Source organism: Azotobacter armeniacus (assembly GCF_054779355.1).
The window spans coordinates 1-15202 of sequence record NZ_BAAGYK010000038.1 but is presented as its reverse complement, the minus strand read 5'-3'; the positions used below and the strand labels follow the sequence as shown (position 1 = coordinate 15202).

The following is a 15202-nucleotide window of genomic DNA, read 5'->3' as shown; positions in this document are numbered from 1 at the left end:
TGCGAAAGGAATTGAGCCCGTCATGATTCTGCCCTGGCTGATCCTGATCCCCTTCATCGGCGGCCTGCTGTGCTGGCAAGGTGAACGCTTCGGCGCCACCCTGCCGCGCTGGATCGCGCTGCTGACCATGTCCCTGCTGCTGGTTCTCGGCCTCTGGCTGTGGGCCACCGGGGACTTCACCCTGGCCCCCGCGCCGGGAACCGCCCCGCTCTGGACCGCCGAGTTCCGGCTGAGCTGGATCGAGCGCTTCGGTATCGAGCTGCACCTGGCCCTGGACGGCCTGTCGATGCTGATGGTGGTGCTCACCGGCCTGCTCGGTGTGCTCTCGGTCCTCTGCTCCTGGAAAGAAATCCAGCAGCGGGTCGGCTTCTTCCACCTCAACCTGATGTGGATCCTCGGGGGTGTGGTCGGCGTCTTCCTGGCCGTCGACCTGTTCCTGTTCTTCTTCTTCTGGGAAATGATGCTGGTACCGATGTATTTCCTCATCGCGCTCTGGGGTCACAGCGGCAGCACGGGCAGCACCCGCATCACTGCCGCCACCAAGTTCTTCATCTTCACCCAGGCCAGCGGCCTGATCATGCTGGTGGCCATCCTCGGCCTGGTGTTCGTCCACTACAGCCAGAGCGGCGTGTTCACCTTCAACTACGCCGATCTGCTGAAGACCCAGCTGGCTCCGGGCACCGAGTTCCTGCTGATGCTCGGCTTCTTCATCTCCTTCGCGGTGAAGTTTCCGGTCATCCCGGTTCACTCCTGGCTGCCCGACGCCCATGCCCAGGCGCCGACCGCCGGCTCCGTGGACCTGGCCGGCATCCTGCTGAAGACCGCCGCCTACGGCCTGCTGCGCTTCGCCCTGCCGCTGTTCCCCAACGCCTCGGCGGAGTTCGCGCCGATCGCCATGGGCCTCGGCGTGCTCGCCATCGTCTACGGTGCCCTGGTGTCCTTCGCGCAGACCGACATCAAGCGCCTGGTGGCCTACTCCAGCGTGTCGCACATGGGCTTCATCCTGATCGCCATCTACTCCGGCAGCCAGATCGCCCTGCAGGGCGCGGTGGTGCAGATGATCGCCCACGGCCTCTCCGCCGCCGCACTGTTCATCCTCTGCGGCCAGCTCTACGAGCGTCTGCACACCCGTGACATGCGCGAGATGGGCGGCATCTGGGGCCGCATGCCGTGGCTGCCGGCCGTCAGCCTGTTCTTCGCCGCCGCCGCGCTCGGCCTGCCGGGCACCGGAAATTTCGTCGGCGAGTTCCTGGTCCTGATCGGCACCTTCCCGCAGGCCCCCTGGATCACCGTGCTGGCCTCCACCGGTCTGGTGCTCGGCTCGGTCTATTCGCTGATCATGATCCACCGCGCCTACTTGGGCCCGGCCAGGACGGAAGGCGCCCTGCTCGGCCTGAACGGCCGCGAGCTGAGCATGGTGCTCGGCCTGGCAGGACTGCTGATCCTCCTCGGCGTCTACCCGCAGCCGGTTCTCGACACCTCTGCCGCCAGTATGCAAGGCGTGCAGCAGTGGTTGAGCACCGCCCTCACCCAACTCGTTTCTACCCGGTAAGTAGAGCCATGCAAATGACGACTCAACATCTCATCGCCCTGCTGCCGCTGCTCATCACCTCTGCCACCATCATGGCGGTGATGCTCGGCATCGCCTGGAGGCGAAATCACTCGCTGACCTTCACCCTCTCGGTGTTCGGTCTCAACTTCGCCCTGCTGTCGGTCATTCCGGCGCTCAAGGTCGCGCCACTGGCAGTCACCCCGCTGCTGCAGATGGACAGCTTCGCCGGCTTCTACATGGCGCTGATCCTGGTCGCCACCCTGGCCTGCGTGACCCTGACCCATGCCTACATGGGCGACAAAAGCGGCTCGCCGGGCTATCCCGGCAACCGCGAGGAAATGTACCTCCTGATCCTGCTCGCCGCAGCGGGTGCGCTGGTGCTGGTCGGCGCCCAGCACCTCACCGGGCTGTTCATCGGCCTGGAGCTGCTCTCGGTGCCGGTCTACGGCATGGTCGCCTACGCCTTCTTCAACCGGCGTTCGCTGGAGGCCGGCATCAAATATATGGTTCTGTCGGCTGCCGGCAGTGCCTTCCTGCTGTTCGGCATGGCCCTGCTCTACGCCGAATCCGGCAGCCTGAGCTTCGCCAGCCTGGGCAACGCCATGGCGCCGGACGGCGTGCAGGGCAGCCTGGTACAGGTCGGCATCGGCCTGATGCTGATCGGCTTGGCCTTCAAGCTGTCGCTTGTGCCCTTCCATCTGTGGACGCCGGACGTCTACGAGGGTGCGCCGGCGCCGGTCTCGGCCTTCCTCGCCACCGTCAGCAAGGTCGCGGTGTTCGCCGTGCTGCTGCGTCTGTACCAGATCTCCCCGGCGACTTCCGGCGGCTGGATGAACGACCTGCTGAGCCTGATCGCCGTCGCCTCCATCCTGCTCGGCAACCTGCTGGCGTTGCTGCAGAGCAACCTCAAGCGTCTGCTCGGCTACTCGTCCATCGCTCACTTCGGCTACCTGCTGGTAGCGTTGATCGCCAGCAAGGGCATGGCCGTGGAGGCGATCGGCGTCTACCTGGCGTCCTACGTGCTGACCAGCCTCGGCGCCTTCGGGGTGATCACCCTGATGTCCACGCCCTACAGCGGCCGCGACGCCGATGCCCTGTACGAGTACCGCGGCCTGTTCTGGCGCCGCCCGTACTTGACCGCAGTGCTCACCACCATGATGCTGTCGCTGGCCGGCATCCCGCTGACCGCCGGCTTCATCGGCAAGTTCTACGTGATCGCCGCGGGCGTCGAGTCCGAGCTCTGGTGGCTACTCGGTGCGTTGGTCACCGGTAGCGCCATCGGCGTCTACTACTACCTGCGGGTGATAGTCACCCTGTTCCTGGTCGAGCCGAAGCTGCAGCGCCGCGATGCTCCGCTCAACTGGAACTTGGGTAGCGGCGGCATCATGCTGCTGCTCATCGCCTTGCTGGCCTTCGGCCTCGGTGTCTACCCGCAACCCCTGCTGGAGCTGGTGCAGCAGAGCGGCCTGCTGGTCGGCTGAAGCCACACGCCCGGTGCCGCGGAACGTCCCTCGTTCCGCGGCACCGGGATCCGCCCGATACTCCCCGACGACTCCTCTCCCCGCCTTCCTCGCACATCCCCGCCGCCGACCCTCAGCTCGCCTCCCGGCGCATCGGCAACCTGATCACCACCCGCAACCCGCCCAGCGGCGAGTCCTGCAACGCCAGACTGCCGTGCCAAGCATCGAGGATGCTGAACGGCGCCCCCTGGTCGCCCAGCCTCTGCCGGTGGAACCATAAGCCGGCCCAGGGGTTAAAATCCACCCTGCACGCCTGCGGGACGCGCCCCTCCAATGCGGGAGGCGTCCAATCACCTCTTTCAAGGCACTACCAGTGGAATTATTCAAAGAATTCGTATTCGAAGCGGCTCACCACCTACCCCACGTCCCGGCCGGCCACAAGTGCGGCCGGCTGCATGGCCATTCGTTCCGCGTGGCCATCTACATCGAAGGCGAAGTCGACCCCTACACCGGCTGGATTCGCGACTTCTCCGAGATCAAGGAGATCTTCAAGCCGATCTACGAGCGGCTGGACCACAACTATCTGAACGAGATCGAGGGCCTGGAGAATCCGACCAGCGAGATCCTCGCCAAGTGGATCTGGCAGCAGCTCAAGCCCCTGCTGCCCGAACTCTCCCGGGTGCGTATCCATGAAACCTGCACCAGTGGCTGCGAATACCGCGGGGACTAGTGGCCTGTTTGGTTGATTCGATTGGTCAATTTCGGCGCCCGAGGCTCCGATACTGCGTTGCCGCTCCTTGTCATAGCCCTGCCATGACTCGTCGCGGCGCCTTTTCTCGAAACCCCGGTCATCCGAGCTCGAGTCAACCAATCAACCGCACAGGCCACTAGCCGCCGGCCTGCAGGCGCCGGTAGTACTCGAGCACCTTCGGCACGTAGCGCTGGGTCTCAGCGAAGGGCGGAATGGTGCTACCGCTACCGATGACCGCCCCGGGGCCTGCGTTGTAGGCCGCCACGGCCAGGCTGAGGTCCTGCTCGAACATCTCCAGCAGACGCTTCAGGTAGCGGGCGCCGCCGCGTATGTTGGCAGCCGGGTCCCAGACGTCCGCCACTCCCAGCTCGCGGGCGGTATCCGGCATCAGTTGCATCAGCCCGGCCGCCCCCTTCGGCGAGACGGCATGCGGATCGTAGTTGGACTCGGCACGGATCACTGCATGCAGCAGCGCCTCGGGCAGGCCATGCTCGGCCGCCGCGGCAGCCACCAGCGCGGCATAGGGCAATGCCCCGGCCAGCGCCCTGGGCTTCGGTGCCGGCGCAGACACTGCCGGCGATGGTGGCGGCTCGCGACGCAGGCGCACGCTCTTGCGCTCCCTGCGGTAGACATTGGTGAGGGTGACGCTGCCGTCCGCCACCACCTCCTTGTAGATATCGCCATACGCCGGCGCCGCCGATGCCAGCGCGGCGGTCATGCCGAGCAGAACTGCCGCCACTCGTCCCATGGATCCCTCTCCCGATACCGCCGCACGTCCCGGCGGCGCCTGCATCTTCCTACCAGACCAGCAAGGCAAGAATCATGCTGTGGCGGAAAAAGCGCCTTGCGTCTCCAACGTCGAGTCTCTCCGCTGCCCGGACGGGCCATCGGGGGGCCGCCCGGAGCGGGGAATGGTGGGTGAAAATCCCCAATTCCCCAGCAAGAGATCGCCAGGCCCCGCGGAAAACGACGCCTGGCAGTTGGCCTGAAGATTGCTGAACTTCCGGCGCGCTTCGGCGTTTTCCCGGCTATGTCCGGATTGCCTGCTAGCAGCATTGCCGGCAGAGAGTCTCCTGTGAGAGCGGCCGCTGTTCCGGAGCCCGATCACGACATGGCCCTTTCTGTCACCGGAACCCGAGGTCAGCCAGATGAAACGGATACACTTCCCCGCCCCGGCCCGCCGCAGTCCGGGCTTCACCCTGCTGGAACTGCTGGTCGTGCTGGTCGTGCTCGGCCTGCTGGCGGGCATCGTCGGCCCCAAATACTTCAACCAGCTCGGCCGCTCGGAAACCAAGGTCGCCCGCACGCAGATCGAGGGCCTGGGCAAGGCGCTGGACATCTACCGTGTGGAAACCGGCCACTACCCGAGTACCGAGCAGGGTCTAAATGCCCTGGTCACGGCCCCCAGCGACGAGCCGCGCTGGTCCGGCCCCTATCTGCAGAAGGCCGTGCCACAGGACCCCTGGGGCCGCTCCTACGTCTACCGCTCGCCGGGCGAGAACGGCGACTACGACCTGCTGACCTTCGGCAAGGACGGCCAGCCCGGCGGCGAAGGCGAGAACGCGGAAATCACCAGCTGGCAGTGATGGGAGCCGGACATGCGCTTTCAGATCAAGGGCATGCGCAAGGAGGCGGAGGTGGTGTCGCTGTTCCTCGACGCCCCGAGCCCGGCCGACGCCCTGCGCCTGGCCGAACACCAGGGCCTCAAGGTGCTCAGCCTGCGCGCCGAAAGGCGCTGGTCGCCGGCCCGCTGGCGTCGCCGCGAAGCCTTCCCGCTGGTGCTGTTCAGCCAGGAACTGACCACCCTGCTGAACGCCGGCCTGGCACTGATCGACGCCCTGGAAAGCCTCGCCGAGAAGGAGTCCGACGCCCAGGCGCGCAAGATCCTCTCCGACCTGGTGCGCCTGCTCTACGAGGGCAAGTCCTTCTCCCAGGCGCTGGGCGAGTTCCCCTTGATCTTTCCCCCCCTCTACGTGGCGCTGGTACAGTCCAGCGAGAAGACCGGCGCAGTCGGCGATGCACTGGGCCGCTACGTCGCCTACCGCACCCGCATGGACGAGGTGCGCCAGAAGATCGTCAGCGCCTCGGTCTATCCGCTTCTGCTGCTGCTAGTCGGCAACGGGGTGCTGCTGTTTCTCATCGGCTACGTGGTACCGCGCTTCAGCCTGGTCTTCGAGGGGCTCGGCTCCAACCTGCCGTGGCTGTCGCAGGTGCTGCTGAACGTCGGGCAATTCATCCATACCCATCAGGGCGCCCTGCTCGGTAGCCTGGTGCCGGCCGTGATCGCCCTCGTCGTCTTGCTGCGCCAAGAACGGGTCCAGCGCGCCCTCGGCCGGCTGATCGAGAAAGTCCCGACCATCCGCGAGCGCCTGTTCATTTACGAGATGGCACGCTTCTACCGCTCCCTGGGCATCCTGCTGCAGGGCGGCATCCCCATCCTCACCGCCCTGGGCATGGTCCGCGGCCTGCTCGGCCCCGCCTCGCGCATCCGCCTGGATCGGGCCGGCGAACTCATCCGCGAAGGCCACGCCCTGTCCCGCTCGCTGGAGGAGAATCGCCTGGCGACGCCGGTCTCCCTGCGCATGCTCCGCGCCGGCGAGCAGGCCGGCAACCTAGGCGTCATGATGGAGCGCACCGCCGACTTCTACGACGAGGAAACCGGTCGCTGGATCGACTGGTTCGTACGCCTGTTCGAGCCGTTGCTGATGACCTTCATCGGACTGATCATCGGGGTGATCGTGATCCTGATGTACATGCCGATATTCGAGTTGGCGTCGAGTATTCAGTAGTGTGGGAGCGGGAGGTAGTTTCGTCCAAAGAGAAGACAATCCTGAGACCTCACACCCGACGCCCCTTCGGAACGTCGGGTCCCCTACTGCTGGCTATGCGCGGCCTGAGTGCAGCAGGCGCTCCAGACGCCCGGTAGCAGAGGGCCGGCCATTGAGCCAGGGGGCCAGCAGGCGGGTGGTGAGCGGGATGAAGAAGAAGACCATCAGCGGCGTCAGCATCAGCGTACTGACCAGTATCCGCGGGACGAGCGACAGCGTGCCCAGAGCCTCGCCAAACAGCCACTGGAACGCCAGGGAGACGGGAAAGAACGCCAGCCAGATGGCCGTGGCCTGCTTCCAGCGCGGCTGGCCGTTGCCCTCGGCGTCGTGGAACCAGCAGCCCAGCCCGGTGGCCCGGTGCTCGTGGGGAGCGTCGAAGAGGCCCCGGCCACGCGCCAGCCAGGCATGCCGCGAGGCGGAGTGCTCCCAGGCTGCCAGGGTGATCTCGTCACTGAAACGGAAGATGATCTGGTACTCGTCGTCTCCGGGCGGCGGTTCCAGTACGCCAGATCCCAGAAAGCCATCGAAGTCGCCGGCCAGACGGCGGCCTTCCTCGAGCCAGTCGCTGAAAGCTCGGTAGCGTCCGCAAGCCACGCGGCGCGCCACCATGAGGGTAACGGGGGCGTTAGACATCGTGTGTCTCCTTTTAAGTATCCGGCTACCCGGGTAGGGCCTGCCGAAGAAACGGGGGTCTGGGTAAAACCCTCCGAAAGGCAGGCCAAAACTACCCCATCCAGCGGCACAAGACCAACCCCTGAACGCAACAGGAATACGGCTCGATGACGGCCTATTGCCTGAACCACCGGGCGGGTGGGCGAACGAATCCCCCGCCTCCGTACATCCCCCGACAGACTCCCTGGCCGCCCTCGCGGAGGCTGGCAATACTTCGCAGCAGACAGATCATGCAACGGAGGTCGGCATGTGCGGCAGATTCGTACAGTACCGGGCAGCGATCGACTATCTGGAAGCGCTGCACAGCGGGGCGCCGCTGGCGGCCGGCATCGAGTCCGCTCCGGTCGCCCGCTATAACGTGGCCCCGCATACGCGGGTGCTGCTGATCCACGCGGATGCTGACGGGTTGCGCTTAGAGCCCGTTGTATGGGGATACGCGCCGGCCTGGGCGCAGGGGCCGCGGGCGCGGCTGCCGGCGATCAATGCCCGCGTGGAGACGCTGGCGAGCAGCCGGTTCTGGCGGGAGGCCTGGAAGTCCGGGCGCGCCTTGGTGCCAGCCGATGGCTGGTATGAGTGGCGGCAGGACGCAGCCGGCACGGGGCGAAAGCAGCCCTTCTTCTTTCGCTTGAAGAGCGGCGAGCCACTGTTCTTCCCAGCCGTCGGCCGGTTTCCACGAGGTGGCGCGGCAGCGCGTGAAGGCGACGGTTTCGCGCTGATCACCCAGACGAGCGATGGACGGATGAACGAGATACACGACCGCCGGCCACTGGTCCTGGAGCCCGAGATGGCCCGGGCCTGGCTCGATCCGCAGCAGACGCCGGCCCAGGCCGAGGAGATCGTCCGGCACCGGGGACTGCCGATGCAGGCGTTCGAGTGGTATCCGGTCGGGCTGGCGGTGGGGAATGTGCACAACGAAGGGGCCGAGCTGATTCGGCCAGTGGAACCAGCGGATGATGGGTGAGCCACGATCAGGGCGCCGACCCCGAGCATGCCGAGGCGGAAGCTGGTAAGATCGCGCCCCTGTTTTCCCCGGCACGCGGCGCGGGTTCCCGGATGAGATCCGCCGCCAGCGACAAGCACTTCGAGCGGACCCTGCACGTTCCGGACAGCCGGGTCCCCACAGGAGAGTGCCCGCCCACACTGATCATGAGCCCGGCTTTCATCACCAACCAGTGGGGCACGGCGTGCGGATGCTGCCGTCGCCCCCGCTCGCCGGATCAACTCAACCTCGGACTGGGATGAGCTGGCGAAGCTGAATGGTACGAAATTAGTACAAAAGCGCGCCGACCAGGCCTAGAAGCCACGCAGGACAATATTTTGATCTCTACCGCCAACATCACCATGCAGTTCGGGGCCAAGCCCCTCTTCGAGAACGTCTCCGTCAAGTTCGGCAACGGCAACCGCTACGGCCTGATCGGCGCCAACGGTTGCGGCAAGTCCACCTTCATGAAGATCCTCGGCGACGACCTCGAGCCCTCCGCCGGCCAGGTGATGCTCGAACCCAACGTGCGTCTCGGCAAGCTGCGCCAGGACCAGTTCGCCTACGAAGACTTCTCGGTGATCGACACAGTGATCATGGGCCATGAGGAACTGTGGAACGTGAAGGCCGAGCGCGACCGCATCTATTCGCTGCCGGAGATGAGCGAAGAGGACGGCATGAAGGTCGCCGACCTTGAAGTGCAATTCGCCGAGATGGATGGCTACACCGCCGAATCCCGCGCTGGCGAGCTACTACTCGGGGTGGGCATTCCGCTGGAGCAGCACTTCGGCTCGATGAGCGCCGTCTCCCCCGGCTGGAAGCTGCGCGTGCTGCTGGCCCAAGCGCTGTTCTCCGACCCGGACGTGCTGCTGCTCGACGAACCGACCAACCACCTGGACATCAACACCATCCGCTGGCTGGAAGGCGTGCTCACCGCACGCAACAGCACCATGATCATCATTTCCCACGACCGCCACTTCCTGAACAGCGTCTGCACCCACATGGCCGACCTGGACTACGGCGAGCTACGCCTGTTCCCCGGCAACTACGACGAGTACATGACCGCGGCGACCCAGGCCCGCGAGCGCCTCTTGGCCGACAACGCCAAGAAGAAGGCGCAGATCGCCGAACTGCAGACCTTCGTCAGCCGCTTCTCGGCCAACGCCTCCAAGGCCAAGCAGGCCACCAGCCGCGCCAAGCAGATCGACAAAATTCAGCTGGAAGAGGTCAAGCCGTCCAGCCGGATCAGCCCGTTCATCCGCTTCGAGCAGAACAAGAAGCTGCACCGCCAGGCGGTGACCATCGAGAAGGCCAGCCAGGGCTTCGACGGCAGCGCGCTGTTCAAGGGGCTGTCGATGCAGATCGAGGCCGGCGAGCGGGTGGCGATCATCGGCCCCAACGGCATCGGCAAGACCACCCTGCTGCGCACAATGGTCGGCGAGATGCCGCCGATGTCCGGCGAGGTGAAGTGGACCGAGAGCGCCGAGGTCGGCTATTTCGCCCAGGACCATGCCGACGACTTCGAACAGGACATGACCCTGTTCGACTGGATGGCCCAGTGGACCCAGGGCGGCGAGCAACTGGTGCGCGGCACTCTCGGCCGCATGCTGTTCTCCAACGACGACATCAGGAAATCGGTGAAGGTAATCTCCGGCGGCGAGCAGGGGCGCATGCTGTTCGGCAAGCTGATCCTCAACAAGCCCAACGTGCTGGTGATGGACGAGCCGACCAACCACCTCGACATGGAATCGATCGAGGCGCTCAACCTGGCCTTGGAGAACTATCCGGGCACGCTGATCTTCGTCAGCCACGACCGCGAATTCGTCAGCTCGCTGGCCACCCGCATCATCGAGTTGTCGGAGAACGGCGTGACCGACTTCAGCGGTAGCTACGACGACTACCTGCGCAGCCAGGGCGTGGTGGTCTGAGCCCCCTGGCGCTCGGGGCTCCGGGCACCCCCCGTGCCCGGAGCCCGTCAGGCCCAGGTCAGCCGGCCCAGCAGCCGGGTCCGGCGGATCACCAGCTTCTCCAGCTCCGCCACAACGAACACCAGCAGCCCCGCACCGGCCACCTTCAGCCATTCACCGGCCGAAAGCGCCGCCGAGCCGAAAATGGTCTGCATCTGCGGCGTGTGGGTGAAGGCCAATTGCAGGCCGATGCAGGCGGCAATCGCCAGCAGCACCGAGCGATTGCCCGTCAGCCCTTCGTGACCGAGCGCCGGGGCGAAGATGAAGCGGCTGTTGATCAGGTAGAACATCTCGCCCGCCACCACCGCGTTGACCGCCATGGTGCGGGCGCTGGCGATGTCGTTGCCCCGCCCCATCTCCCAGAGGAACAGCCCCAGAGCGCCGATCATCATCAGCACCGAAACCATCAGCACCCGCCAGACAAAGAAGCCCGACAGCAGGGCCTCGCCCGGCGGACGAGGGCGGCGCGTCATGAGGTTGCGCTCGCCCGGCTCGAAGGCCAGGGCCAGGCCGAGGGTGCTGGAGGTGACCATGTTGATCCACAACACCTGGGCCGGGGTGAGCGGCAGCGCGAGCTCGAAGAGAATGGCGGCGAGCACCACCAGCGCCTCGCCGCCGTTGGTCGGCAGCATGAAGAGGATGAACTTCTTCAGGTTGTCGTAGACCGCGCGGCCCTCACGCACGGCGGAGGAAATGCTGGCGAAGTTGTCGTCGGCGAGCACCATGTCGGCGGCCTCCTTGGCCGCCTCGGTGCCCTTGAGTCCCATCGCCACGCCGACATCGGCACGCTTGAGCGCCGGGGCGTCGTTCACCCCGTCGCCGGTCATCGCCACCACCTGGCCGTCCTCTTGCAGGGCCTGGACCAAGCGCAGCTTATGTTCCGGGCTGGAGCGGGCGAACACGTCGATCTCCATGGCTACCCGGCGCAGCTCGGCTGCGTCCATCAGCGCTACCTCGGCCCCGGTGATGGCCGGCTTGCCGACGCCGATGCCCAGCTGCGCACCGATGACACGGGCGGTTTCGGCATGGTCGCCAGTGATCATCTTGACCCGGATGCCGGCGCGGTGACATTCGGCCACCGCCTTGATCGCCTCCTCCCGGGGCGGATCGATGATGCCGACCAGCGCCAGCAGGGTATAGCCCTCCTCCGCGTCGGCGAAATCCAGGTGGCCGTCGACCGGGGCGGCGCGCCGGCAGGCCAGCGCCAGCAGCCGTAACCCATGGGCGGCGGTGTCGGTCGCCATGCGCCGCCAGTAGTCGGCATTCAGCGGAGCCTCTCCCTCGTGTCCCAACTGGCTGGTGCACATCTCAATGATCCGCTCCGGCGCGCCCTTGACGAAGATCCAGGGGTCGCCGTCGGCGTCGCGATGGAAGGTAGCCATGAAGCGGTGCTCGGACTCGAAGGGAATGGAGTCGATCCGCGGCCAAGCCTCGGCGGCCAGCTGCTGAGTAAAGCCCGCCTTGCCGCCGAGTACCAGCAGGGCGCCCTCGGTGGGATCGCCCTCCACCTGCCAGCAGCCCTTCTCCTCGCGCAGCCGTGCGTCATTGCACAGCACGCCGGCGCGGATCGCCAGAGCCAGAGCCGGATAGAGCTCGGTATCGACAATCCGCCCGTCGAGGCTGAGGTCGCCGACCGGCGCGTAGCCTACGCCACCGACGTCGAAGGCATGGCCGGCGCAGATCACCCGCAGCACGGTCATCTCGTTGCGGGTCAGGGTGCCAGTCTTGTCGGAACAGATCACCGTCACCGAGCCCAGGGTCTCGACCGCCGGCAGACGGCGGATGATGGCGTTGCGCCGGGCCATGCGCTGGACCCCGAGGGCGAGAGTGACAGTCATGATCGCCGGAAGCCCTTCGGGAATCGCCGATGCGGCCAGGGCCACAGCCATCATGAACATCTCCGCCGGAGCATGGCCGCGACCCAGGGTGCCGAGCAGGAAGGCCGCCGTGGCCATTGCCAGGATCGCCACCGCCAGCAGCCGGCCGAAACGGTCGATCTGCCGCAGCAGCGGCGTGCTCAGGGTCTGGAGGCCGGCGAGCAGCTGGTTGATCCGGCCCAGCTCGGTATCGATCCCGGTGGCCACGACGATGCCACTGGCCTGGCCATGGACCACCAGGGTGCCCGAATAAGCCATGCCGTAACGGTCGCCTAGCGGCGCATCGGCGGCGACCGCGTCGCAGCCCTTCTCCACCGGCAGCGACTCACCGGTCAGCGCGGCTTCCTCGACGCGCAGATCCTTCACTGAAATCAGGCGCAGATCCGCCGGCACCCGATCGCCGGAGGCGAGCTGCACCCAGTCGCCCGGCACCAGCTCGGCAGCATCGATCTCACAGCGGGTGCCTTCGCGGATCACCGTGGCCCGCGGTGAGAGCATGGCACGGATGGCGTCCAGCGCGGCCTCGGCCTTGCCTTCCTGGATGAAGCCGATGATCGCGTTGATGACCACCGCAGCGAGCAGCACGCCGGTATCCACCCAATGGCCCAGGGCCGCGGTGATCGCGGCGGCGACCAGCATCACATAGAGCAGGACGTTGTGGAACTGCAGGAAGAAACGCAGCAGAGGCCCCCGACGCTTCGGCGGTGCCAGACGGTTGGGGCCATAGCGCTCGAGACGACTGCCGATCTCGGCCGCCTTGAGCCCTCCAGGCCCTGTGCGCAGGCGCTGCCGAACGTCCTCCCGCTCCAACGTATGCCAGAGCTCTGCTGCTTCGGGCACGGTTTGCGGGGCTGTCAGGCGATCCGTCATCGGACAGGTCCTTGTGTCGTTACCGGGGGCGATCGCCCCGGACTTTAACGAGCCGGCCCCCCACCGTCCAACCGACGGCATCTGCGCCTGCTCAGATCGGCAAGTGCACGAACAGCGCACTGGCGAGCCTGCGGCCGAGGAACAGCCAGTCGATCCAGAACGCCTGGTGCAACGCGACGGTTCTCCAGAACACCGCCTGATAGGCGAGCTTGCGGGTCTTGTGGCGGAACCGCTGCTGCGCCAGCAGCGCACCGGGCCAGCCGCCGATCAACTCGACGGCATGCAGGCTGGACTCCGGAATGCGCCAGCGCCTCTTTGCCGCACGGCCCTTGTCCATCCAGTACTGCAGGAAGCTGAGCAGGCTGAACAGCACATAGCCGCCCAACGCCCAGAACGAGCCGTCGTGCAGCAGTTGCAGCGTACCGCCGAGCGGCAGTGCGCAGAGCGCGAAGAGCACCAGGAGCTTGGGCAGCAGGTTGCGCACGCCCCCGTCGTCTGGCGCGGCTGGCGGACCGACGGGCAGTCGAGGCTCAGCTCGGCATGGCGCATGGCCTGGCCCGTGCCCGGCCCTCCCGATCGCGCCCGGCAATGAACAGGACCGTCTCGCCAGTCTTGGGGCGGCGGTCGCTACGCATCGCTGAGATGTGCACGAACAGTTGCTCGTCCCCCTCCTCTGGCTGAATGAAGCCAAAGCCCTTGCCGTCATCCCAGCTTTTCAGTACGCCGCGTCGTTCCATGGCTACTTCGTCCTCAGCCCTGCGCCGTGCTCCAGTCGACCACGGCGAGCTGCCAGGTGAGTAGGATCAGTAGACCGAAGCCGATGCGGTACCAGGCGAACACCGCGTAGCTGTGGCTGGCGATGAACCTGAGCAGCCCACGCACGGCGAGCATAGCGAAGATGAAAGAGACGACGAAGCCCAGGGCGAAGACTGGCAGATCGCCACCATTTTCGAACAGGGCACGGTGCTTGTAGCCGGAATAGAGGGCGGCGCCGACCATGGTCGGCATGGCGAGGAAGAAGGAGAACTCGGTCGCAGCCTTGCGCGACAGGCCGAACAGCAGGCCGCCGATGATCGTCGAGGCCGAGCGCGAGGTGCCGGGAACCAGCGCCAGGCACTGGGCGCAGCCGACCTTCAGGGCCTGCCTCCAAGTCATGTCGTCCACCGTCTCCGCCTCGATGGCATACTGGCGCTTCTCTGCCCAGAGCATGACCAGCCCGCCAATCACCAGCGCGCTGGCCACGGTAATTGGATTGAACAGCCACTGCTCGATCAGATCGGCGAAAGCTAGGCCGAGCACCACCGCTGGGAAAAAGGCGATCAGCAGATTGATGGTGAAGCGCTGCGCCTGCAGCTCGCTGGTCAGGCCGAACAGCACGGAGAGGATGCGCTGGCGGAACTCCCAGACGACGGCGAGGATCGCCCCGAGCTGGATGATGATGTTGAACGCCTTAGCCCGGTCGCCGCCGAAGCCGATGAGATCGGCAATGATGATTTGATGCCCGGTGCTGGATATCGGCAGGAATTCGGTCAATCCCTCGACAACCCCCAAGATGAATGCCTGCACGGCAAGCCAAAGTTCCATCGATGACCCCATCCGAAAATGCACAGAATGAACTCGGCTATCCGCCTGCCCCCATGAGCGGGCATGGATACCGCCAATGAATATGTCACGCGAAGAAAGGCAGGAACACGGGTGCCGCCCTACCTTGCGGGCCGGTATGCTAGCAGAGCGGCAGGGATGCTGCCGCAAACTTCAATATATGACATTTGGCAATGGTTGAGTCATATCCCCTTGGCATTATGGCCACAAGCTGAAATGTTGTGGACACGGGTGCTAATTGAGCGCGGATCACCAGCGGCGAAACTTAGGCTGGAGGAGGCCCGTTGCTTGCCGGGTATTCTGTCGCAAGCTCGGCAGCTTCGTTACTAGATCGCAAGAAGACTCACGCATGAGCAGCATGAAGTCGACTTCAGCAAACCGGTCAACCCCGATCTGATCTGGGAACTGGACCACATTGCCCGCCGCGAAATGGCCGAGCGCTTTATCCAGCTGTTCGAGAACCGGCTGTGCGTCTACTCGGAGTCGGTGCGCCAGCTGTACACCAACTACAACCTGCACTTTCCTGCCGACCCAGTACTACAGTTGCATTTTTGCGCTGATAGGAGCTTGCCGGGCCCTGGCCTGAGGGGGCCTTCGCCAGAGCGACCAGGCGATGATGTGAGCCGGATCTATCCGTCGCAGCG

Annotated in this window: 15 protein-coding genes; 8 read left to right on the top strand and 7 right to left on the bottom strand. The window is 65.6% G+C overall.

Translation table 11 applies throughout. The features are described 5' to 3' along the window. Positions 1-22 precede the first annotated feature (22 nt). Together nuoM and nuoN are read left to right on the top strand one after the other, a co-directional pair. A complete protein-coding gene (gene nuoM, locus ACYVD0_RS09120; RefSeq protein ID WP_460426528.1) occupies positions 23-1552 on the top strand; it encodes an NADH-quinone oxidoreductase subunit M in 1530 nt (509 codons plus the stop codon). A gap of 8 nt (positions 1553-1560) precedes the next feature. After that, positions 1561-3033 carry an NADH-quinone oxidoreductase subunit NuoN gene (nuoN, locus tag ACYVD0_RS09115; RefSeq protein WP_460426527.1) on the top strand — a complete coding sequence of 491 codons (1473 nt, stop codon included), beginning with the start codon at positions 1561-1563 and terminating at the stop codon, positions 3031-3033. A 112-nt stretch (positions 3034-3145) separates the two neighbouring features. Here nuoN and ACYVD0_RS09110 read toward each other — a convergent pair whose 3' ends face one another. Continuing rightward, positions 3146-3316 carry a hypothetical protein gene (locus ACYVD0_RS09110; RefSeq protein ID WP_460426526.1) on the bottom strand — a complete coding sequence of 57 codons (171 nt, stop codon included), beginning with the start codon at positions 3314-3316 and terminating at the stop codon, positions 3146-3148. 69 nt (positions 3317-3385) lie between these two features. Between ACYVD0_RS09110 and queD the strand changes: the two genes are divergently transcribed. Further along, positions 3386-3742, top strand: a complete 357-nt coding sequence (gene queD / locus ACYVD0_RS09105; RefSeq protein ID WP_460426525.1) for a 6-pyruvoyl trahydropterin synthase family protein — start codon at positions 3386-3388, stop codon at positions 3740-3742. 157 nt (positions 3743-3899) lie between these two features. Here the strand turns inward: queD and ACYVD0_RS09100 are convergent, their stop codons facing one another. Further along, positions 3900-4511, bottom strand: a complete 612-nt coding sequence (locus tag ACYVD0_RS09100; protein WP_460426524.1) for a lytic transglycosylase domain-containing protein — start codon at positions 4509-4511, stop codon at positions 3900-3902. A 400-nt stretch (positions 4512-4911) separates the two neighbouring features. On the opposite strand from ACYVD0_RS09100, the gene gspG reads away from it, so the two are divergent. After that, a complete protein-coding gene (gene gspG / locus ACYVD0_RS09095; RefSeq protein ID WP_460426523.1) occupies positions 4912-5349 on the top strand; it encodes a type II secretion system protein GspG in 438 nt (145 codons plus the stop codon). 12 nt (positions 5350-5361) lie between these two features. Then, positions 5362-6552, top strand: a complete 1191-nt coding sequence (locus ACYVD0_RS09090) for a type II secretion system F family protein (protein ID WP_460426522.1) — start codon at positions 5362-5364, stop codon at positions 6550-6552. A 93-nt stretch (positions 6553-6645) separates the two neighbouring features. On the opposite strand, the gene ACYVD0_RS09085 is transcribed toward ACYVD0_RS09090, so the two are convergent. Then, complete coding sequence (locus tag ACYVD0_RS09085) at positions 6646-7224, bottom strand: antibiotic biosynthesis monooxygenase (protein WP_460426521.1); 579 nt, start codon at positions 7222-7224, stop codon at positions 6646-6648. A 286-nt stretch (positions 7225-7510) separates the two neighbouring features. Between ACYVD0_RS09085 and ACYVD0_RS09080 the strand changes: the two genes are divergently transcribed. The 3 genes from ACYVD0_RS09080 (at position 7511) to ACYVD0_RS09070 (ending at position 10170) form a co-directional block, all read left to right on the top strand. After that, positions 7511-8224 carry an SOS response-associated peptidase gene (locus tag ACYVD0_RS09080; protein WP_460426520.1) on the top strand — a complete coding sequence of 238 codons (714 nt, stop codon included), beginning with the start codon at positions 7511-7513 and terminating at the stop codon, positions 8222-8224. Beyond that, complete coding sequence (locus ACYVD0_RS09075) at positions 8221-8505, top strand: hypothetical protein (RefSeq protein WP_460426519.1); 285 nt, start codon at positions 8221-8223, stop codon at positions 8503-8505. The genes ACYVD0_RS09080 and ACYVD0_RS09075 overlap by 4 nt, the downstream gene beginning before the upstream one ends. 75 nt (positions 8506-8580) lie before the next feature. Beyond that, positions 8581-10170, top strand: a complete 1590-nt coding sequence (locus tag ACYVD0_RS09070; RefSeq protein WP_460426518.1) for an ABC-F family ATPase — start codon at positions 8581-8583, stop codon at positions 10168-10170. A gap of 47 nt (positions 10171-10217) precedes the next feature. Here the strand turns inward: ACYVD0_RS09070 and ACYVD0_RS09065 are convergent, their stop codons facing one another. From ACYVD0_RS09065 to ACYVD0_RS09050, 4 genes are all read right to left on the bottom strand, one after another. Then, on the bottom strand, positions 10218-12956 hold the full coding sequence (locus ACYVD0_RS09065) for a cation-transporting P-type ATPase (protein WP_460426517.1): 2739 nt from the start codon (positions 12954-12956) through the stop codon (positions 10218-10220). 91 nt (positions 12957-13047) lie between these two features. After that, positions 13048-13440 (bottom strand): DUF1294 domain-containing protein, encoded by a 393-nt coding sequence (locus tag ACYVD0_RS09060; protein WP_460426516.1) that lies wholly within the window; start codon positions 13438-13440, stop codon positions 13048-13050. Positions 13441-13486: 46 nt separating this feature from the next. Next, the gene (locus tag ACYVD0_RS09055) at positions 13487-13693 is read right to left on the bottom strand and encodes a cold shock domain-containing protein (protein WP_460426515.1); all 207 of its coding nucleotides are present in this window, start codon (positions 13691-13693) and stop codon (positions 13487-13489) included. Between the two features lie 13 nt (positions 13694-13706). Further along, entirely contained in the window at positions 13707-14540 is an 834-nt protein-coding gene (locus tag ACYVD0_RS09050) for an undecaprenyl-diphosphate phosphatase (protein WP_460426514.1), read from the bottom strand. Positions 14541-15202 lie beyond the last annotated feature (662 nt).